Origin of the sequence: Marinilactibacillus sp. XAAS-LB27 (assembly GCF_036039175.1) — a bacterium.
GTDB lineage: Bacteria > Bacillota > Bacilli > Lactobacillales > Carnobacteriaceae_A > Marinilactibacillus.
Genome location: NZ_JAYXKP010000004.1, coordinates 78,578 through 97,634, shown reverse-complemented (window position 1 = coordinate 97,634; position 19,057 = coordinate 78,578). Strand labels below are relative to the sequence as shown.

The 19,057-nt window shown below is 37.5% G+C and carries 20 protein-coding genes; 6 read left to right on the top strand and 14 right to left on the bottom strand.

Annotated features, from left to right (window positions below; genetic code table 11):
- Positions 1–66 precede the first annotated feature (66 nt).
- Both VXN63_RS06800 and VXN63_RS06795 read left to right on the top strand, forming a co-directional pair.
- Positions 67–720: a deoxynucleoside kinase gene (locus VXN63_RS06800; protein WP_327757266.1), complete on the top strand. Its 654-nt coding sequence runs from the start codon at positions 67–69 to the stop codon at positions 718–720.
- 33 nt (positions 721–753) lie between these two features.
- On the top strand, positions 754–1,263 hold the full coding sequence (locus tag VXN63_RS06795; protein WP_327757265.1) for a methylated-DNA--[protein]-cysteine S-methyltransferase: 510 nt from the start codon (positions 754–756) through the stop codon (positions 1,261–1,263).
- A 56-nt stretch (positions 1,264–1,319) separates the two neighbouring features.
- On the opposite strand, the gene VXN63_RS06790 is transcribed toward VXN63_RS06795, so the two are convergent.
- From VXN63_RS06790 to rsmG, 8 genes are all read right to left on the bottom strand, one after another.
- A complete protein-coding gene (locus VXN63_RS06790) occupies positions 1,320–2,087 on the bottom strand; it encodes a CPBP family intramembrane glutamic endopeptidase (RefSeq protein WP_327757264.1) in 768 nt (255 codons plus the stop codon).
- A gap of 122 nt (positions 2,088–2,209) precedes the next feature.
- Positions 2,210–3,688 carry an IMP dehydrogenase gene (guaB, locus tag VXN63_RS06785; RefSeq protein ID WP_327757263.1) on the bottom strand — a complete coding sequence of 493 codons (1,479 nt, stop codon included), beginning with the start codon at positions 3,686–3,688 and terminating at the stop codon, positions 2,210–2,212.
- A gap of 289 nt (positions 3,689–3,977) precedes the next feature.
- Complete coding sequence (locus VXN63_RS06780; protein WP_327757262.1) at positions 3,978–4,697, bottom strand: DUF1129 domain-containing protein; 720 nt, start codon at positions 4,695–4,697, stop codon at positions 3,978–3,980.
- Positions 4,698–4,727: 30 nt separating this feature from the next.
- A complete protein-coding gene (ychF, locus tag VXN63_RS06775; RefSeq protein WP_327757261.1) occupies positions 4,728–5,828 on the bottom strand; it encodes a redox-regulated ATPase YchF in 1,101 nt (366 codons plus the stop codon).
- A gap of 58 nt (positions 5,829–5,886) precedes the next feature.
- Complete coding sequence (locus VXN63_RS06770; RefSeq protein WP_327757260.1) at positions 5,887–6,090, bottom strand: DUF951 domain-containing protein; 204 nt, start codon at positions 6,088–6,090, stop codon at positions 5,887–5,889.
- 18 nt (positions 6,091–6,108) lie between these two features.
- Positions 6,109–6,990, bottom strand: a complete 882-nt coding sequence (locus tag VXN63_RS06765; RefSeq protein ID WP_225742964.1) for a ParB/RepB/Spo0J family partition protein — start codon at positions 6,988–6,990, stop codon at positions 6,109–6,111.
- Positions 6,980–7,744, bottom strand: coding sequence for a ParA family protein (locus VXN63_RS06760; RefSeq protein ID WP_327757259.1), 765 nt, complete (start codon positions 7,742–7,744; stop codon positions 6,980–6,982). The genes VXN63_RS06765 and VXN63_RS06760 overlap by 11 nt, the downstream gene beginning before the upstream one ends.
- Before the next feature lie 28 nt (positions 7,745–7,772).
- Positions 7,773–8,489 carry a 16S rRNA (guanine(527)-N(7))-methyltransferase RsmG gene (rsmG, locus tag VXN63_RS06755; protein ID WP_327757258.1) on the bottom strand — a complete coding sequence of 239 codons (717 nt, stop codon included), beginning with the start codon at positions 8,487–8,489 and terminating at the stop codon, positions 7,773–7,775.
- A 369-nt stretch (positions 8,490–8,858) separates the two neighbouring features.
- Between rsmG and VXN63_RS06750 the strand changes: the two genes are divergently transcribed.
- Both VXN63_RS06750 and VXN63_RS06745 read left to right on the top strand, forming a co-directional pair.
- Entirely contained in the window at positions 8,859–9,746 is an 888-nt protein-coding gene (locus tag VXN63_RS06750) for a helix-turn-helix domain-containing protein (protein WP_327757257.1), read from the top strand.
- A 665-nt stretch (positions 9,747–10,411) separates the two neighbouring features.
- Entirely contained in the window at positions 10,412–10,870 is a 459-nt protein-coding gene (locus VXN63_RS06745; RefSeq protein WP_327757256.1) for a GNAT family N-acetyltransferase, read from the top strand.
- An 89-nt stretch (positions 10,871–10,959) separates the two neighbouring features.
- Here VXN63_RS06745 and VXN63_RS06740 read toward each other — a convergent pair whose 3' ends face one another.
- The 4 genes from VXN63_RS06740 to VXN63_RS06725 all read right to left on the bottom strand — a co-directional run bounded on the left by VXN63_RS06740 (position 10,960) and on the right by VXN63_RS06725 (position 14,682).
- Complete coding sequence (locus VXN63_RS06740) at positions 10,960–11,376, bottom strand: GNAT family N-acetyltransferase (protein ID WP_327757255.1); 417 nt, start codon at positions 11,374–11,376, stop codon at positions 10,960–10,962.
- A gap of 133 nt (positions 11,377–11,509) precedes the next feature.
- A complete protein-coding gene (gene arsB, locus VXN63_RS06735) occupies positions 11,510–12,562 on the bottom strand; it encodes an ACR3 family arsenite efflux transporter (protein WP_327757254.1) in 1,053 nt (350 codons plus the stop codon).
- Between the two features lie 113 nt (positions 12,563–12,675).
- Positions 12,676–14,337 (bottom strand): FAD-dependent oxidoreductase, encoded by a 1,662-nt coding sequence (locus tag VXN63_RS06730; protein ID WP_327757253.1) that lies wholly within the window; start codon positions 14,335–14,337, stop codon positions 12,676–12,678.
- A gap of 15 nt (positions 14,338–14,352) precedes the next feature.
- Positions 14,353–14,682: an ArsR/SmtB family transcription factor gene (locus VXN63_RS06725; RefSeq protein WP_327757252.1), complete on the bottom strand. Its 330-nt coding sequence runs from the start codon at positions 14,680–14,682 to the stop codon at positions 14,353–14,355.
- A 174-nt stretch (positions 14,683–14,856) separates the two neighbouring features.
- Between VXN63_RS06725 and chrA the strand changes: the two genes are divergently transcribed.
- Entirely contained in the window at positions 14,857–16,047 is a 1,191-nt protein-coding gene (chrA, locus tag VXN63_RS06720; RefSeq protein WP_327757251.1) for a chromate efflux transporter, read from the top strand.
- A gap of 40 nt (positions 16,048–16,087) precedes the next feature.
- Complete coding sequence (locus VXN63_RS06715; protein ID WP_327757250.1) at positions 16,088–16,372, top strand: hypothetical protein; 285 nt, start codon at positions 16,088–16,090, stop codon at positions 16,370–16,372.
- Positions 16,373–16,415: 43 nt separating this feature from the next.
- On the opposite strand, the gene VXN63_RS06710 is transcribed toward VXN63_RS06715, so the two are convergent.
- Positions 16,416–17,786 (bottom strand): aldehyde dehydrogenase, encoded by a 1,371-nt coding sequence (locus VXN63_RS06710; protein WP_327757248.1) that lies wholly within the window; start codon positions 17,784–17,786, stop codon positions 16,416–16,418.
- Positions 17,787–17,905: 119 nt separating this feature from the next.
- On the bottom strand, positions 17,906–18,826 hold the full coding sequence (locus VXN63_RS06705; RefSeq protein WP_327757247.1) for a methyl-accepting chemotaxis protein: 921 nt from the start codon (positions 18,824–18,826) through the stop codon (positions 17,906–17,908).
- Positions 18,827–19,057 lie beyond the last annotated feature (231 nt).

Below are 19,057 nucleotides of genomic sequence, written 5' to 3'. Positions count from 1 at the left end.
TTTCAGAAATCTTAATAATAGTTGGAAGATTCCTGTGGTATGATATTAGGGAGTATTTTTTAAAGAATGGAAGGAGATAAGATGTCAGTGATCGTTTTAGCAGGTATGATCGGCGCAGGAAAAAGTACATTTACAACATTTATTTCAGAGGAATTTCAAAGTGAGGCTTTTTATGAGCAAGTAGTTGATAATCCTATTCTTGAGAAGTTTTATGCAGACCCTAAGAGATGGGCCTTTTCTTTACAGATTTTCTTTTTGAATACACGTTTTAGAAGTATTAAAGAGGCTTTAGTCCATAGACATAACGTTTTGGATCGCTCCATATATGAAGATGCCTTATTTACTAAGATTAATTATGAAGAAGGCAATATGAGTGAGGCTGAAATGATTCTTTATACAGATCTTCTGGAAAATATGATGGAAGAACTTAAAGATATTCCTAAAAAAGCTCCGGATCTATTGATTTATTTACGTGGCTCCCTAGATACACATTTGGAGAGAATTAAAAAAAGAGGGCGCTCTTTTGAGCAAGTGGATGGTAACCCTGAATTGTTGGAGTATTATACTAAATTACATAGTCGTTACGACGACTGGTTCGATGCTTACAATCAAAGTCCTACATTAGTAATTGATATCGATTCGATTGATCTTGATCGCAACGAAGATAAAATTTATGTTATGCAGGAAATCAAATCTGCATTGACTGAGCATTCTATTTAGTAAAAGATGACTGAAACTTAAGGAGTAGTGCGTATGCAGACAGAACTTTACTTTTCAGAAGTTGTCTATGACCATTGGTCGTTTTACATTCTCGCCAGTGATAATGGATTAATTTTTGTGGGGTCTTCTCCTAAAAACAAAAAGGAACTTGAAGATTGGGTGAGTCGTTTACCATTTAAGGCAACTTTAATAAGAGATGATCAGAAACTTTCTCTTTACGTTCAGCAATTCGAAGAGTATCTTTCTTATAAACGAAAGGTATTCACCTTTCCAGTTGAACTCATTGGTACCCCCTTTCAGATAAAGGTTTGGAAAGCATTATATGATATTCCTTATGGTCAGACAGTCATCTATAGTGATATTGCCGCCACGTTAAACAAAGGTGCCACTCATTCTCGAGCAATCGGGACGGCTATTGGTAAGAATCCCTTACTAATTGTTTATCCTTGTCATCGTGTGGGACCAAAAAATGGTGCACCGAGAGGTTTTCGAGGTGGATTACCGATGAAATTGGATTTGCTTGAATTAGAAAATAACAAATAAAAGACCGTTATATCTTCCCAACTAAGTGGCGGATATAACGGTCTTTTATTTTACTTTTATATAAATGCATACAATGCTATAAATCCAATAAAATTATTTAACATATGATAAAAAATGGAAGCTTCTACACTTCTTGTCCTTTTAGCTGCGTAAGCAAACATGAAGCCCATACCGATATACGTAAAGGCTGAAGGAATATTGGTTGGAACGTGAACTAATCCGAATATTACAGAACTTACAATAACGGAAACCCAAGTAGCATCGAGTGAGTCTTGACGAAATAAAATTAACCCTCTAAACAGCCATTCTTCAACGATTGGAGCAGCAATTACAACCATTAAAAACATCACCCATACAGGAGTTACTCCCACGAGATCCTCGATAGCCTGTTGATTGATAGCTTCCGAATTTTCAAATACCATAGACAGTAACGTACTTCCGACATTTAAAAGAATAAAAGAAACAGGTATGTACCATGCTAAAAAGTTCCAGTCCTTAGTATTTAACCCCGGGATCACTTTCCATTCGTCACGACTAAGTTGTTTTCGATTAATTAATGGAATCTTTCTACCGATAATGACTAAAGGTAAAATAAATAATGGCAATATAGAAGCCACTGAGCCTACGACATTTATCATAGGTGCCATCGCCTCAAGAAGCTCGGTTTCTGAAAGACGGGTGACAATATCTGGATTAGTTGCGATAAGTAGGATGGGGACAATAATACCTAATATCAATTGCAATGCAAGTGGAGATAGTAACCACATCAAGGCTTGTTCTCTCTTTAATATCTTTCTTAAGGGATATCCTTCAAATATGTTCATCTCATTCTCCTTCAAATTAAGTTTATACCTTATAGAATAGCAAACCACTCCTTTAAAAGATAGTCTGTTTTGGTACAAAAAAAGCATCGAGAAAATCTCGATGCTTTTAATGATTGCTTCTATTATACCGAATAGTTCGGTGCTTCTTTTGTTATATGCACATCATGTGGATGGGACTCTTTAAGACCCGCTCCAGACATTTCGATAAACTGTGCATTTTCTCTCAGTTCTTTTAAGTCTGCTGCGCCTACATATCCCATACCAGAGCGTAATCCGCCAACTAATTGGAAGATAATATCTTGAACGCTACCTTTGTACGCAACGCGTCCTTCGATTCCTTCTGGAACCAATTTGTTTGCTTCTGTTTCGCCGCTTTGGAAGTAACGGTCACTTGAGCCTTTTTGCATTGCTCCAAGACTACCCATACCACGGTAGGTTTTAAAACGACGACCTTGATAAATCTCGAATTCACCAGGAGACTCATCTGTTCCCGCAAGCATACTACCGAGCATGACTGCATGTCCACCTGCTGCTAGTGCTTTTGCAATGTCACCTGAATATTTGATTCCACCGTCCGCAATAATTGGTTTACCATATTCTCTCGCAACTGAAGCTGAATCGTAAATCGCAGTAATCTGAGGAACTCCGACACCTGCAACTACCCTAGTTGTACAGATTGATCCCGGTCCAATCCCAACTTTTACGACATCCGCGCCAGCTTCAAACAGCGCACGTGTACCTTCTGCTGTTGCAACGTTACCTGCAATCAGTGTGACATCTGGGAACTCTTCACGGATTTTTTTCATTTCTCTTAATACACCCGCGCTGTGGCCGTGTGCGGTATCGACTACAATAACATCCACTCCAGCGTCAATCAGCGCTTGAGCACGCTCAAAGGTGTCTTTAGTAATACCTACAGCCGCACCCGCAAGTAAGCGACCATGTTTATCTTTTGCTGCATTTGGGAACTGTGTAATCTTTTCAATATCTTTGATTGTAATTAGACCACTTAACCAGCCGTTTTTATCGACCAAAGGTAATTTTTCAATTTTGTGTTCCTTCAATAAAAGCTCCGCTTCTTCAAGTGATGTGCCTTCAGGAGCGGTGACTAAATTCTCTTTCGTCATCACATTTTGAATTTTTTCATTCATATCTGTAATAAAGCGCATATCGCGATTAGTTAAAATCCCTACGAATTTTCTGTTTTCCATTGTTTCTACAATTGGAACACCACTGATTCGATAAGTGGACATCAGTTTTTCAGCTTCTGAAACCAAATGTTCTGGAGTAAGGAAGAATGGATCAATGATGACACCAGATTCCGAACGTTTTACTTTTCGAACTTCTTCGGCTTGTTGTTCTACGGTCATATTTTTATGGATAATTCCAAGACCACCTTGACGAGCCATCCCAATGGCCATCCCTGATGCCGTAACAGTATCCATACTCGCACTAAGAACCGGTAGATTCAATTTAACGGAGTCTGATAGTTCTACTTGTAAGTTGACATCGTTTGGTAAAACATGACTTTCTGCTGGTAGTAACAGCACATCATCAAACGTAAATCCTTTTTTATTGAATTTCGTTTCCCAATTTCCCATATTGTTCTCCTCCAATTATACTTTATCTCTTAGCTATCGTAATTTTTAATAACTAAATTACCACCCATATCTGGTCAGGTCAACACCCGTTTCCTCCATGTAAGAACTTTCTAATAAACTTGACAAAGAATTTCATTGTTAGCGCTACAATAACGAACGATTTGTATATAATTTATTTTATAATACGCTTTTAAGAGTTCGATCTATATTACATTCACTCAGTATTGATTCAAAAAAGAGCCTCTCCAAAGTTTGATTCGCTTCGAAGAGACTCCTTTACAATTTAATTTTAAAACAAGGTTCCTTGAATATTCAGTTTACGTTTCAAATACCATTTGGCTGCAATCGCCACAACACCTATGACTAAAGTAATTGGTGAAGGAATAACTGGATTGATTGCTTCTGGAATCAATGCCCCTAGAGAGATAAAAAGCACAAACCCCATCATCGCTAATACTGTTGCCAGAATATACTTGATGAATCCACCTTTTTCTCCTGGTACCGGTGCATACTTGGTAATAATCATAAAGGCAAAACCACCTAAAACAAAGTTTAGAATGAGTACCATTAATTGCATACCTACTGCTTGACTATCTCCTCTACCAAACATCCCAGAAATACCTGAAAGGATCGCAAACATCCCACCTAACAGTAGTCCACCATCAATGTATAGCTTCCAAGGTTCTGATCGAACGACCTCTTTTTGTTCACTGGATGTTGGATTTTCTGTTAAATAATTTGCTTGGTCAGTTACCGTCCCGTAAATTTTACGGGCAGTAAGGTGATGATCTTGTTGTTCAACAATATTTTTCAACATATCGTTAAAGATGAGTACTTTTCTTTCTTCTGAAACACCGCGCTCATCTAAGCTTCGGTTTAGTTTCAATAGATACTCACTATTTTTATTTGTAAGCTGTTCTCTCATTCTTGCATTTTCTTCTTGCTTAGTCGCCAGCTCAGCTACTTTTTCTGGCTGTTCGATCGGCTCCTGTTTTTTCTTATTGAACAAGATGATGTCCCCCTTTAAATATGCGCATTCTTATACGTTGAATCTGAAAAGAATGACATCTCCATCTTGTACGACATATTCTTTTCCTTCTGAACGCAATTTACCCGCTTCTCTTGCTGCTTTTTCGCTTCCTAAAGCGTCGTAGTCAGCGTAGGCGATTGTTTCAGCACGAATAAATCCATGCTCGAAGTCACTATGAATGACGCCAGCTGTTTGGGGAGCTTTCATCCCTTTACGGAAAGTCCACGCACGCACTTCTTGTTCACCTGCAGTAAAGAATGTCGCAAGTCCGAGCAAGTCGTAAGAAGAACGAATCAATTTATCTAATCCAGGCTCTTCTACACCAAGATCTTCTAAAAACATCGCTTTTTCTTCATCGTCTAGTTCTGCAATTTCTTCTTCAATCGCCGCAGAAATAGTGACAACTTCTGCTCCCTCTTCAGCTGCAATACTTTTCACTGTCTCCAAGTATGCGTTACCCTTTGCATCCGCAATGTCTTCTTCTGCAACATTGGCTACATATAAAACAGGTTTACTTGTTAACAAGAATAGTGATTTCACAATCGGCAACTCTTCTGGTGTAAATGAAAGCATTCTAACTGGTTTACCTTCTTCTAAAACAGGTATGATTTTTTCTAAAACAGCTACCATTTCCATGGACTCTTTGTCTTTAGATTTAGCTTGTCTTTTAACGCGATCATAGCGTTTTTCTACCGCATCTAAGTCTGCAAGTGCAAGTTCCAAGTTGATGGTTTCGATATCATCAGCTGGATTTACGGATCCAGATACATGCGTAATATTTTCATCTTCAAAACAACGCACAACGTGACAAATCGCGTCTACTTCACGGATGTTGGCTAGAAATTTGTTTCCTAGTCCTTCCCCTTTACTGGCACCTTTTACAATACCTGCAATATCTGTGAATTCAAAAGTAGTCGGAACGACTTTTTTAGGATTGACGAGTTCTTTTAATCTGTCTAGTCTACGATCTGGTACTTCTACGATTCCTACGTTAGGGTCAATGGTCGCAAATGGATAATTTGCTGCTTCAACCCCCGCTTTTGTAATGGCATTAAATAATGTCGATTTTCCGACGTTTGGTAAACCGACGATTCCTGCTGTTAAAGGCATTCTTTGTATTCACCTTTCTTTTCCTCATAATTTTTAGTGTAGCTATTTTATAGAATAACTAAGATTCAGTTGCATCTGCTTTAACTAGAATCTTTTTCATTTTTCTTTCGAACTCTCGTCTAGGCATTAATACTAACTGGCCGCATCCCTCACATTTTACACGAATATCTGCGCCCATTCTAATAATGGCCCAACGGTTCACACCGCAAGGATGCTTTTTCTTCATTTCAACGATATCATTCAGTTCGTATGCTTTATCCATTTGCTTTTGCCTCCTGAATCAATCAAAATCAATATTTAAATCTTCTAATATCCGATTCAAATCATCTTGAGAGACATACTCAATTTCAATCTTACCTTTTTTACCTTTTTCTCTTATCACTACGCTCGTCCCGAACTTATCTGTTAACAATTCTTCTGAACGTTTGATGTAAATAGATTTATCTACTTCTACTTTTGCGCTAGGCTCTGTTTTAGGCTTTTGATTGGCTTCCGCTACCAGAAGTTCTAACTGCCTTACTGTAAGGCCTTCTTTGACCGTACGTCTTGCAAGCTTTGTTAGTTTTTTCTTATCTTTAAGACCTAGCAAGGTTCTCGCTTGTCCATTAGACAATTTGTTTTCCTGAAGAAGATTTTTCACTTCTATCGGTAATGTTAGTAGTCTTAAATGATTGGCGATGTAAGAACGGCTTTTGCCTAGTTTTTCGGCTACTTTTTCTTGAGTCATAGACAATTTTTCCATCATCATATTATAAGCTTCCGCTTCTTCAAGTGATGTCAGATCTTCCCTTTGCAAGTTTTCAAGTATCGCAACCTGCATCATGACTTCTTCATCTAGTTCACGAATAATCGCTGGAACCGTCTCTTTACCAGCTATCTTGGATGCTCTAAAACGACGTTCTCCCGCTATAATTTCATATCCTTTTACGGAAGATTTTCTCAAGATGATGGGTTGAAGTACACCAGATACTTCGATAGAACTTGCAAGTTCATTCAATGCTGCTTCGTCAAAATGTCTTCTGGGCTGATAGGGATTCGGACGAATTTCATCAAGTGCAATCAATTCTACACGTTCGTCATCACGATTCACTTCTTTTTCAAAATCAGGCACATCAAATAATGCGTCGATTCCACGGCCTAGTCCTTTTTTCTTATTTACCATTCGTCATCACTTCCTTCGCTAACTCTTGGTAGACTTCTGCACCTTTCGACCTTAAATCATAGTCAATGATCGAAAGTCCATAACTTGGTGCTTCGGACAAGCGAACGTTTCTTGGGATGATGGTGTTATAAACTTTTTCGCGGAAATATTTCTTCACTTCGTTAACGACTTCGAATCCAAGGTTTGTTCTTGCATCTAGCATCGTCAAGAGTACGCCTTCTACTTTCAGTTCTTTATTAAAATGTTTTTGAACAAGACGAACGGTATTCAGTAACTGACTTAATCCTTCGAGCGCATAGTATTCACACTGAACCGGTATCAAGACAGAATCACTCGCTGTAAAAGCATTGATCGTCAAGTGACCCAAAGATGGCGGGCAATCAATCAATACATAGTCATAACCTTCATCAATGGTCTCAATGGCTCTTTTCAGTCGTGTTTCCCTAGCCATAAGACTCGTTAGTTCGACTTCTGCTCCTGCGAGTTGGATTGTAGCAGGTACAATAGAAAGATTTTCTCTACTAGTCGGCAAAATCACTTCTTCAAGAGGTACTTCGTTGATTAAAACATCATAAATATCTCTATCAACTTCTCCTTTACGAATGCCTAATCCACTTGTAGCATTTCCTTGTGCGTCCATATCAATCAATAATATTTTCTTTCCTGCATAAGCAAGTGATGCACCCAAATTGACAGTCGTAGTTGTTTTACCTACACCACCCTTTTGGTTCGCAACGGCAATAATCTGCGCCATTTGAATCCTCCAGACTTTCATTTTCTAATTATAATGGGGTCTTGTTTGGTGTTCCAGGTTTTCTAGGGTATTTGTTTGGTGTTTCTTTCTTTTTGTCGATCATAATAATGTGTCTTTCGCCTGCTTCGCGTGGCAACTCAAAAGCAAAGTCTTTTCGGATTTTCCCACCGAGTGTAGCAATGGCTTTTTCCGCATCTTTTAATTCTTCAGGCGCGTGTGCTGCTTTCATCGCAATAAAGGATCCACCTTTTTTAACAAGTGGCAAACATAATTCAGCAAGCACACTCATTCTAGCAACAGCTCTAGCGGTTACAAAATCATAAGTTGCTCTATACTGTTTGTTCTGGCCAAATGTTTCGGCGCGGTCATGCAAGAGCTCTACACCCGTTAAGTTCAGTGCATCTACGACAACTTCTAAAAAGTTGATTCTTTTTTTCAATGAATCTACGATTGTGATCGATAATTCTGGATAAAGAATTTTGAGGGGGATACTGGGAAAACCAGCACCTGAGCCTACATCGCATAAGCTGTGGACCCCTTTACTAAAATCTACATAAAGTCCAGCTGTCAAAGAGTCGTAGAAATGTTTTAGATACACTTCTTCTTGCTCTGTAATGGCAGTCAGATTGATTTTTTTATTCCATTCTTGAAGTAGTTCTAAATAAAGTTTGAATTGAGTCATTTTTTCGTCAGTGATTGGCAAACCACGACGTTCTAACTCGGCTCTAAATTCTTCTGGATTCATAACCAAAACTCCTTTTATATTGACTCGTGAAACAGCTATTTGTTTCACAAAATCACTCTCTTCACTTTATACTAAATCCCTTATGAATACAATGCTTTGAGGATAATTGTTTCATAAAAACCGCAAAAAATCAGACACACTTCTGTACAGAATTCAATCATTATCAAAATTCAGTGACTCCCTTTGATTCTCTTTGAAAAAGCGTTCTACCTTATCTAATCACTTGGTTAAACAATCTTACAAAATAAACGAGATATCTATATGCACATTTACCCCTATTTCAAATAGCTAAAATGCATCACCATATGGTAAACTAACCCAATAAATAGTATAATTTTAATAAACAGAAATTTATAAAAGAGGGTAAATATGGATCATTTCGAAGAGAACCAAGCACCTTTTAATCAACTATCCGGAAAGCTACTTCGAAAGATACGAGAATCAAAAGGGTATACTCAAAAGCAAGTTGCTCAAGGCATCATGCGTCAATCCACTTATTCTAAAATCGAGCGAGAAGAAACCGAACCTTCTGCTCCAAAATTGTTCGCAATCTTAGATCGTCTTGAAATGACAGTGGAAGAATTTCTATTCATTCAAGGAAACTACAGCCATTCAAAAAAAGGTTCGCTCGTTTATGCCTTTATTTCTCAAAGTTACAATAACCCTAAGGAATTAGAGAAATTGAAAGACGAAGTTTCTCACTACTTGAAATACAATGAAGACCCCGTTATTAAAGACATAGAAGCAATTTATACAGGATTAATTGTCTTTGCTCAAACTCACGATATCCGGCTTGCTAGAAAATATGTCCAACCTGTCTGGGATCGTCTTGAACGCTTTGATGACTGGAGACTCACTGAAATTTATTTAGTAAATAACATCTTGTATTTTTTTAATGCTGACTCAGCCATCCACATATCAGGTAGAGCGGTCACTCAATTAGATAAGTACGAAGGTTATAGAGCTAGTAATGATTTAAGATTCAATTTTCAGTTTAATCTCGTTTACTTATTAATCGATAACCATCAATATAGCGAAGCTTTAACTTCTTTAGAGAATTTAATTCTCGATGCAAAAGAATTAAAGAAACATGACATGCTTGCCGTTTGTTACACCAGAAAAGGCGTCTCATTAATCCAGTCTGGAGATTCTAGTGGAGAAAATTGGATCCGTAAAGGAACGAATATACTCGAAGTTATAGAAGAAGACACTTTAAAGCAACGCTTAGAGGAAGAAGTTCGAGCTTTTTTAGCTTGATCCCTTTACGTATTCTTTACGGATAACTCTTAAAAGGGAACAAAAAGATCAAATTGGTATAGCTTGTTCCCCTTTCTTAACAAGTTTTAACATTATATGACTATAATTTAAAAACCGTTTTCTTTTGTAGTACAATTAGTGACAAGTTATGAAATCGACGGCTTGACTCCTATCTATTTTTTCTCCTTGCTTAAAGCCGATATAAGTCGATTCGTAGCATGATAAATACCTCTACCCTAGCGAGTATAATGCCTCTCAACTTTATACTCGCGACCCTTAAAAGAGTCTGAACTGAAAAGTTCAGACTCTTTTGTTGTATATAAAAATTTTCAGTTCTTTTATTTTTTTCGTCAGTTAAGAACACCTTGCTCGCTTTCCTCCTTTTTACTTCAGATAATTAATCTCCTAGATCATACCGCAAGCTATCACTTCTTATTCATAAGTAATATAGTATAACTTTTCTCTAATTTATGCCGTTTTCACGCCATTTATCTAGCTTAATTCGTTTCCAAAACAGCCCCTTTAAAATGACATTTGAGAATCCTATTATTTTATGTATACTGTACAGGAAGAACATCATTTCGCGAGAGGCGGATAACTTCTCATTTACTGAAGGTGCGCAGCTTAAAGAGCTCGTCATCGACTAGGAGGATTACTTTAATCATATGTGGCAGTTTAAACAATTAGAGGAATTAAGCGCTAAAGAGCTTCATTCGATTTTAAGAGAACGTACCAAGGTTTTCGTTGTAGAACAGGGAGCCGCTTTTCAAGAAGTGGACGATGTCGATCTACAAGCTACCCATTTGGTTAAACGATGTAAAGATACCATCAATGCTTATTGTCGAATCTACTATAAAGATAAAAAAATTTGGCTAGGTCGTGTTCTTGTACCTGAGCATTCCAGAGGAATCGGAAACGGAAGAGAGCTACTTAAAGTCGCCTTAAATTACATTTCCGTTCGTTATCCTAAAAGAGAAGTTCAGATTCAAGCAGAAGCTTACTTGAAGGACTTTTACGAATCATTTGGGTTCGAAATCATTTCCGATATATATTACGACGAGAACATTGCTCATTACGATATGTTACTCAAAGTAAAAGAACCCCTGACTTTAACAGAAGTTTAAGTGCCCTTGACGAATATTAGTGTATATATTACAAATTGGTATAGGCATCTTTCTAAGGAAAGATGCCTATACTTTATGATTTTATAGATTTAACGATCATATCTGGAAAAGGCAACACCGGTTTCTTTTCCGTTCACCTTTGTAAACCCATTTTTCTCATAAAATTTAATCGTCTTTTCCGTATCTTCCGTCATTAATACTTTTTGAGGAATCTGTTTATTACCCGATAACACCGTTTGTAACAGATGACTTCCAATCCCTCTACCTTGATACGCTTTTTTCACCAAGATATCTTGAATGTACATAATATAAACACCATCTCCAACTGTTCTGATTAATCCTACAAGTTCCTCTCCCTCCCAAGCAGAAATCACTTGCAGCGCGTTCGGTATGATTGAATTAATGATGTTCCCTTTTTCAGTATAGGCCATCCACCCAGCGTCTAAGTATAATTCTCTAACTTTATCTTTCTGTATAACTTTTGTCTCTTTGTATACAATACTCATTTTCTACCTCTTTTCTAAACTTGTTGATGCTCATTTACTGAATAGTTCTATCCTTATTCTACTGGATTCTTAATCTAAGGTACACAAAAAGAACAAATCCGACCGAAGCCTTATCTGTTCTTCACGCTTTATTTTACTTGTTAAAATCAAACCAGTTCTGTGTTTGATTTGCTACTTTTACGAGCATTAACATAACCGGAACTTCTACGAGAACGCCAACTACCGTAGCTAATGTAGCACCAGAATTGAGACCGAACAAAGAAATCGCAACTGCTACAGATAGTTCGAAGAAATTACTAGCCCCTATCATCGCTGAAGGTGCTGCAATATTGTATGGCAATTTACAAGCATATGCCCCAAAATAAGTTACTCCAAAAATAAGTAATGTCTGTATAATCAAAGGGATTGAAATCAGTACTATATGTACCGGATTTTGAACAATTCGTTCACCTTGAAAAGAAAAAATGATAATCAATGTCAATAATAACCCCGCCATCGTTACTCGATCGAATTTACTAATGAACGTCTTCTCAAAGTACTCTTTCCCTTTATTCTTAACCATAAGTTTTCTAACCACAATTCCTAGCACTAGAGGAACGACTACAAATAACACGGTGGATAGCAGCAATGTATTCCAAGGTACAACTACATTTCCTACACCAAGTAGTAGTGCAACGATTGGAGCAAAGAGCACCAAAATGATGATATCATTAACAGAAACTTGAACCAATGTATACGCAGGATCTCCATTTGTCAGTTTACTCCATACAAATACCATTGCTGTACACGGTGCTGCTCCAAGCAAGACTGCTCCTGCAATGTATTCTCTCGCTAAATCACTTTCAATTAGTCCGTTGAATACTATTAAGAAGAAAAAAGATGCGATAAAAAACATCGTGAACGGTTTGATTAACCAGTTGACCGTTGTCGTCAATAAAAGCCCCTTAGGCTTCTTAGTCGCATTTAAGATACTGGCGAAATCAATTTTAAGCATCATCGGAAAAATCATGATCCAGATTAGTATCGCAGTTGGGACGGACACTTGATAGTACTCAAATCGACTTAATAAATCTGGAATCTGAGGGAAAAATTGCCCAATTAAAATCCCTATTGCCATACACAATAACACCCACACAGTTAAATATCTTTCAAACACACTAATATCTTTCTTTGCTACTTTACTCATTGCTTCCTCCAGTTTGCTTTATCAATTTTTTTTGATGAATTTTTTAAAAAAATTGCTATCTTCGCACGTCTTCTACTGAATCAGTTAGAGATGTACGAAGATGAGCCAATTGATTAATCTTTAATACTCTTTTTATAATACTGATAATTCGTATGACCACCTGATAGCACATAAACCTCTTCAAACCCTAGATTTAACAGTACATTTTGAGCGGTATTACTTGTCACACCTTTATTACAATAGACGACTGTAGATCTTTTTTTATCAAGCTTTGACGCGCCTTTGCGCAATTCCGGCATTGGTAGATGAACGGCTTGTTCAACATGCGCTTTGTCATATGCTGACTTGGAGCGAACATCTATAATTTGAATAGGCTTTTGATTGTTTAAATCATCCATTAATTTTTCTGGCGTAACGATCGGAAGTGAGTGACGAGCATTTTCAAGTACCATGCCTGTATAGTGAATGGGATCTTTTGTCGTACTGAATGGCGGCGCATAGGCTAAATCTAAATGGAACAAATCTTCGGATTTCGCTTTAAATGTAATGGCTGTGGCAAGAACGTCGATTCTCTTGTCGACACCTTCTGGGCCAACAATTTGTGCACCTAGCACCCTTCCCGTCTTCCTGTCAGCCACGCCTTTAATCAAAAGATTTTCACCGCCAAGGTACGTTGCATGAGCTGGTTTGATGTTATGAATCACAATCGGATCAAACCCTGCATCCCGAGCTTCTTCTATAGACAACCCTGTATAACCAACAGTTAGGTCGAATAATCTGAAAATCCCTGTTCCAAGCGTTCCTTTAAAAGATAATGAACCACCCGTAAGATGATCTCCGACGACCCTTCCCATCTTATTCGCTGTGGAACCTAATGGATGATAAATGGATTGTTCAGTAATTAAATGGTAACTTTCTGCAACGTCTCCAACAGCGTAAACGGCTTCTTCTGATGTCTGCATAACTGAATTGACCTTTATCGCTCCAGTTTCTCCTAACTGAATACCAGCAGCTTCCGCTAGTGACGTATTGGGTCTGACGCCAACTGCAAGAATGACAAGATCCACAGAAAGGACGACTCCGTTTACAGTCTGTAGTTTCGTGACTTCCTGAACACCTTCTAACTTATCCACTTTATCTCCTAAATAAAGATCCACATTGTTTTCCTTTAGCTTCTCTTCGAGATGATACGACATATCTGCGTCGATTTTAGGAAATACTTGCTTGGCTAATTCAATCATTGAAACTTTTATTCCTTTTTGAGTTAGTTGCTCCGCCATTTCTAATCCGATAAATCCTGAACCAATAATCGCCGCATGCTTGACGCTATTTTCTTGCATATACTGATCAATTCGTTTCGTATTGTCCATCGTTTTTACATGAAAAACGTTGTTGTATGTTGCTAGATTAAATGGTGGTGGCGTCAGCGAGTAGGATCCAGTTGCCAGAACCAACTTATCGTAAGACTCTTTTTTTGTATGCCCAGTTTCTTTATTTTGTACTTCAATCACTTTAGAATCTGGATGAATAGCCGTGACACGATGATTTGTATGAATATCAAATTCAAAACGTTTTTTGAACCACTTAGCATCCCTTGGAATCAATTCATCGATCGTCTCTACTTCGCCACCAAGAAAATAAGGCATCCCACAAACTGAATAGGAAATATCCTGACCTTCTTCATAAACAACGATTTCAGCTGTTTCATCATTTCTTCTTGCTTTTGCAGCTACAGAGGTTCCCGCAGCAACTGAACCGATAATAACGATTTTCATAGATTTAATCTCCTTTTAGCAGCAATCTTCCTCTGCAGATTTTAAAAAGTAACAGAACTGATCAGATAATAATTCATTTGTTTTGTTTTCATCTACCCAATAATAACTCCATGTTTTTGAAATTTCTTTCTGGATCAATTCAGCATTTAATAAGATTTTTAAATGATAGGACAGTTTGGACTGCGGTAGATCAAGTAATTCTTCTAAATCACAAACGCAAGACTTTCCATTCATTGCTAGTAAGTGTAAAACGGATAGTCGGATAGGATCGGATAGTGCTTTGAATTGTTTCGCATAAATCGTTACATCCGGTAAATCGATTTTTGTCGTTTTAATATGAGACATCGCTTATCTCCTTAATCAAATTATTTTGATGAAGTAATCATATCAATTGAATTTTCAAATTTCAACTAGAGAATTGTAAAGTTTGTAAATTTCTCTTCAAGCATAGATATGTCTTTCTATTTATTGTATCTTTGAAGAGACTGTACAATATACTGACAATAAGGAGCTTAAATCATGCAGCAAACTTTAAAAAATTCTTCGATTACTTGGAAAACTTTTCTAACAGATATTTTCATCTGTTCTCTGGGAGCGTTCGGTGGACCCGAAGCACATTATAGCGTTCTCACCGACCAACTCGTCACAAAGAAACGATATCTCACTGAAGAAGAACTGGTTGAATTAATTGCCTTATGCAGTTTCCTTCCTGGACCGAGCAGCACGCAGACAATCGTTGCGATTGGTCACAAAACCGGAGGTCCCTTACTGGCTTTTTTGACCATGCTTGTTTGGGCATTTCCAGCATTAGTGATTATGACGATACTATCTTTTTTGTATCAGTTTTTAGATATGCAAGATATCTCCACTGATATTTTACGTTATATTGGTCCAATGGCTGTTGGTTTCATTATTGTAGCTTCTTACCGTATCGGTAAAAAAGTCATCAAAGATAAACTCACTTTAGGCTTACTCGTTTTCGGTGCTGTAACAACCTACTTTATAAGAGATCCTTGGATTTTCCCTTTAGTATTGACCACCGGCGGCCTAGTCAGTGTTTTTGCTTCAAAAGAAAAGCAATTATGGAACCGCGTTGCACTCAAACCGCCTTATGGTTATCTAGCTTTATTTTTATTTTTCACAGGCGGTTCTTTGATTCTCGCTACGGTTTTTCAAAATGAACTGATTCAAATTTTCGAACGTTTCTACCGTTATGGCTATCTTGTCTTTGGGGGTGGCCAAGTCGTCATTCCTGTTATGTATAGCGAACTTGTAGAAGTCAATCAGTTGATGAGCAGCCAAGAGTTCCTAACGGGTTACGGCTTAGTTCAAGGCATCCCCGGTCCCATGTTCAGCTTCAGTGCTTACGCAGGCGGCTTATCTGTTCAAGCAGACTCTGCTTTTCTACAAGTTTTAGGTGCTGTTGCTGGTGGAATTGGCATTTTCCTTCCCGGTCTACTGTTGATCTACTTTGTTTATCCCATGTGGGCATCGATCAAAAATATTAAAGGATTTAAAATCGCTTTGAAAGGTGTTGCTGCCGTAGCCGGCGGACTGATAGCAATAGCGGCTGTCTTATTGACTCAACAAAGTGGCTTGAGTTGGGATAATCTTCTGATTACGATCACCACTGTATTACTACTGATTACTAGAAAAATACCTGCTCCAATCATTGTTTTGATTGTACTATCCATCGGCTTCTTTTTCTAATATACTATACCTAACTAACTTAAGATTGGGAGCGATCAGGGTGTTCGATCTATTTGAAATGGTGTTAGAATTTGTATACTTTTTAGTAACTTCGATGACTCGGCATTTTTTCAAGAATAAAAAAATCCATCCTTCTATTCGTTTGATTGTAGCGCTGATTCTATTTGCTCTGCCCCTTCTACTTTTAATGTACGCTACACCGATGTTTATAGAGTTAAATGAATGGTGGATTTATCTACTAGCTTTTTCTCTAGAACTCTATTTAGGATACCTTACCATCAAGTACGTCCGAGGCATTTTGCTTGGATTTGAAAAAGAATCTTAAAAAAATAGGCACCCCTAATATCATTTAGGATTGCCTATTTTTTCTATCTCATGATTTTTTTGATGATATCCATCCCTTTTTTAGCATTGGGATATCTAAAAGGATTATCAAATTTGGTTGTTTGCTTTAACAGACTTTTTTGATGCGTGAACGTATCGAAACTGCTTTTCCCATGATAGGTGCCCATCCCACTCGTTCCAACTCCACCGAAAGGAAGATAGGGTGTAACGATATGGAAAATCGTATCATTGATGCAACCTCCACCAAACGAAAGAGAACCAATAATCTTATTCTCAATCTGTTTATTTTCTGTAAACAAGTAGAGTGCTAGTGGATTGGGATTTTGTTTAACACCTTTGATGACTTCATTTATATCCGTATATTCTAAGATTGGAAGTATTGGTCCAAAGATTTCTTCTTGCATGACTGTATCATCAAAAGTCACTTTTTCAAGAATCGTCGGTTCAATCACTAACACTTCTCCTCTATTCTTCCCTCCATAGACAAGCTGTCCTTCTTTCAAGTAGCCCTTTAGTCTATTAAAGTGTTTCTGATTCACAATATGCGTGTATTGCTCGTTTTCGATTGGTTCTGCTCCGTAAAGAGCTTGCGTTTCTTTGATTACTTGTTCAAGGAAAGCTTGTTTGATACTCTTGTGCACATACAAATAGTCTGGTGCCACACAAGTCTGTCCAGCATTCATAAATTTTCCCCAGGCGATTCTCTTAGCCGCCAGTTTTAAGTCTGCATCTTCGTGAACAACCCCGGGACTTTTTCCGCCCAACTCCAAAGTGACCGGCGTTAGGTGCTTCGCCGCTGCTTCCATAACAATTTTCCCTACAGGTACACTACCTGTAAAGAAAAGATAATCAAAATTTTCATATAGCAGTTCTTTCGTTATGTCAGCATCTCCCTGAACAACGGTAATATACTCTGCTGGATAACAATCTGAAATCATTTCTGAAAGTACTCTTGAAGTCTCAGGAGTCAATTCAGAGGGCTTAATTACTGCACAATTACCGCCAGCAATCGCTCCAATCAAAGGAGATAAGATAAGTTGAATCGGATAATTCCAAGGACCGATAATCAGTGCAACTCCATAGGGGTCAGAATAAATAACGCCTTTGGAACCTGTATGAGTGAAGGCTGTCTTAACCCGCTTTGGTTTAGTCCACTTTTTTAAATTTTGTATGATGAATCTGATTTCTTGAAGGACGATCCCAATTTCTGACGAGTAGGTTTCGAAAGCTGATTTATTTAAATCTTTTTTCAAAGCATCTGTCAGTTTTTGCTCGTTCGAAGCTAAGGCTTCTCTTAATCTTTTTAACGATTCTAATCTAAATTCCAGTGTTTTGGTTGTGCCAGATTCATAGAAAGCTCGCTGCTTAGTCAAAATCTCTCTATAGTTTCCCATCAGATCACGCCCACCTCTTTATCTATTTTCTATCAGTTTAGTCTACAAGATAGAGATGAAGATAGTATTAAGACTTATCGATAAAATATAGAGGACACAACAAAATCTTTTTTGACTCCTTAAATAATCGTTTCTAATTTACCGGCTTGTTTCTGTAGATTCTGAGACTCCGAATCGATTCGATTAAATTCCGTGATGGTTCCATCAATTTGTTTTTCACTCATCAAAATGTGATCTTTTAACTGATTATTTCCATCTACAACTAGGTCAATATTGTTAGTAACGGCTAAAATATCTTCGCCAATCGTATTAGCAGATTCCGATACTTTTTGAGAAAGATTCTTCACTTCCTGAGCGATGACGCCAAACCCGCGTCCATAATCTCCTGCATGCGCTGCTTCAATCGACGCATTAATGGCCAGCAAATTTGTATTTGAAGCAATATCTTGAATGGTTTCAACGATACTCTGAATAGATTTATTTTTATGTTGTAGCTCACTCAGATTGCTTGTACTAACTGTTGACAAATCAATCATTTCTTTGCTTCCCGTTAATAGTTCTCGACCTTTATTGATACCTTTTTGAGAAGACTCAGTCAGTTTACTAGACATATCTAGCAAATCTGTTGTAACGGTTTCGATATTTTTTTGTCTCTCGGTAATGTCTGTTGCTACTTTTGCGACCCCAATAACTTCTGTATGATCCGAATTGTAGATTGGGAAATAAGTCGCCTCTAACCATACTTCTTGCGCATGTACATTACGTCGAACAATTTTATCTTGAAAACTAACACCATTCAATAAATTCGCCCATAGTTCTTCATAAGCAGGACTATTTACAAATTCAGGGAAACAGAACAATCTATGTTCTTTTCCGTATAGTTCTTCTTTATGATACCCTAAAACATTTGCAAAATTATCATTTACATAAGTCACTCTTCTATTTGTATCAAAGCGAATAATCGCAATATTTTGTTCTAGTGCATTTACAATCAATTCATCTTGCAAACCACTTTTTTCAACACTTACACTCTCCATCATTTTTAAACGACTCCTCTATCTTCTTAGACTTTTCCATATTGTTGCCCAAGAATACAAGATTTTACGGGCGTCAAAAATTGAAAGTAAGATTATTATAAGTTCAAAATAGTTAAATGTCATTTAATACGAATTAGGAATAACTTAAATTCCTTTTGTTCATAGCTAGACTCAATAAAAAATTTTACAAAACTAGTTTACTCGTTCGATAGTTTTACACAGAATAGTATCACT

What these genes read in the sequence shown, in the direction of transcription:
- VXN63_RS06710 (WP_327757248.1), bottom strand. Translation starts at nt 17,786, where the DNA reads ATGGGAAACTATAGAGAGATTTTGACTAAGCAGCGAGCTTTCTATGAA.
- guaB (WP_327757263.1), bottom strand. Translation starts at nt 3,688, where the DNA reads ATGGGAAATTGGGAAACGAAATTCAATAAAAAAGGATTTACGTTTGAT.
- VXN63_RS06705 (WP_327757247.1), bottom strand. Translation starts at nt 18,826, where the DNA reads ATGATGGAGAGTGTAAGTGTTGAAAAAAGTGGTTTGCAAGATGAATTG.
- VXN63_RS06765 (WP_225742964.1), bottom strand. Translation starts at nt 6,990, where the DNA reads ATGGTAAATAAGAAAAAAGGACTAGGCCGTGGAATCGACGCATTATTT.
- rsmG (WP_327757258.1), bottom strand. Translation starts at nt 8,489, where the DNA reads ATGAATCCAGAAGAATTTAGAGCCGAGTTAGAACGTCGTGGTTTGCCA.
- chrA (WP_327757251.1), top strand. Translation starts at nt 14,857, where the DNA reads ATGCAGCAAACTTTAAAAAATTCTTCGATTACTTGGAAAACTTTTCTA.
- arsB (WP_327757254.1), bottom strand. Translation starts at nt 12,562, where the DNA reads ATGAGTAAAGTAGCAAAGAAAGATATTAGTGTGTTTGAAAGATATTTA.
- ychF (WP_327757261.1), bottom strand. Translation starts at nt 5,828, where the DNA reads ATGCCTTTAACAGCAGGAATCGTCGGTTTACCAAACGTCGGAAAATCG.
- VXN63_RS06740 (WP_327757255.1), bottom strand. Translation starts at nt 11,376, where the DNA reads ATGAGTATTGTATACAAAGAGACAAAAGTTATACAGAAAGATAAAGTT.
- VXN63_RS06790 (WP_327757264.1), bottom strand. Translation starts at nt 2,087, where the DNA reads ATGAACATATTTGAAGGATATCCCTTAAGAAAGATATTAAAGAGAGAA.
- VXN63_RS06760 (WP_327757259.1), bottom strand. Translation starts at nt 7,744, where the DNA reads ATGGCGCAGATTATTGCCGTTGCGAACCAAAAGGGTGGTGTAGGTAAA.
- VXN63_RS06725 (WP_327757252.1), bottom strand. Translation starts at nt 14,682, where the DNA reads ATGTCTCATATTAAAACGACAAAAATCGATTTACCGGATGTAACGATT.
- VXN63_RS06800 (WP_327757266.1), top strand. Translation starts at nt 67, where the DNA reads ATGGAAGGAGATAAGATGTCAGTGATCGTTTTAGCAGGTATGATCGGC.
- VXN63_RS06795 (WP_327757265.1), top strand. Translation starts at nt 754, where the DNA reads ATGCAGACAGAACTTTACTTTTCAGAAGTTGTCTATGACCATTGGTCG.
- VXN63_RS06770 (WP_327757260.1), bottom strand. Translation starts at nt 6,090, where the DNA reads ATGGATAAAGCATACGAACTGAATGATATCGTTGAAATGAAGAAAAAG.
- VXN63_RS06750 (WP_327757257.1), top strand. Translation starts at nt 8,859, where the DNA reads ATGGATCATTTCGAAGAGAACCAAGCACCTTTTAATCAACTATCCGGA.
- VXN63_RS06745 (WP_327757256.1), top strand. Translation starts at nt 10,412, where the DNA reads ATGTGGCAGTTTAAACAATTAGAGGAATTAAGCGCTAAAGAGCTTCAT.
- VXN63_RS06730 (WP_327757253.1), bottom strand. Translation starts at nt 14,337, where the DNA reads ATGAAAATCGTTATTATCGGTTCAGTTGCTGCGGGAACCTCTGTAGCT.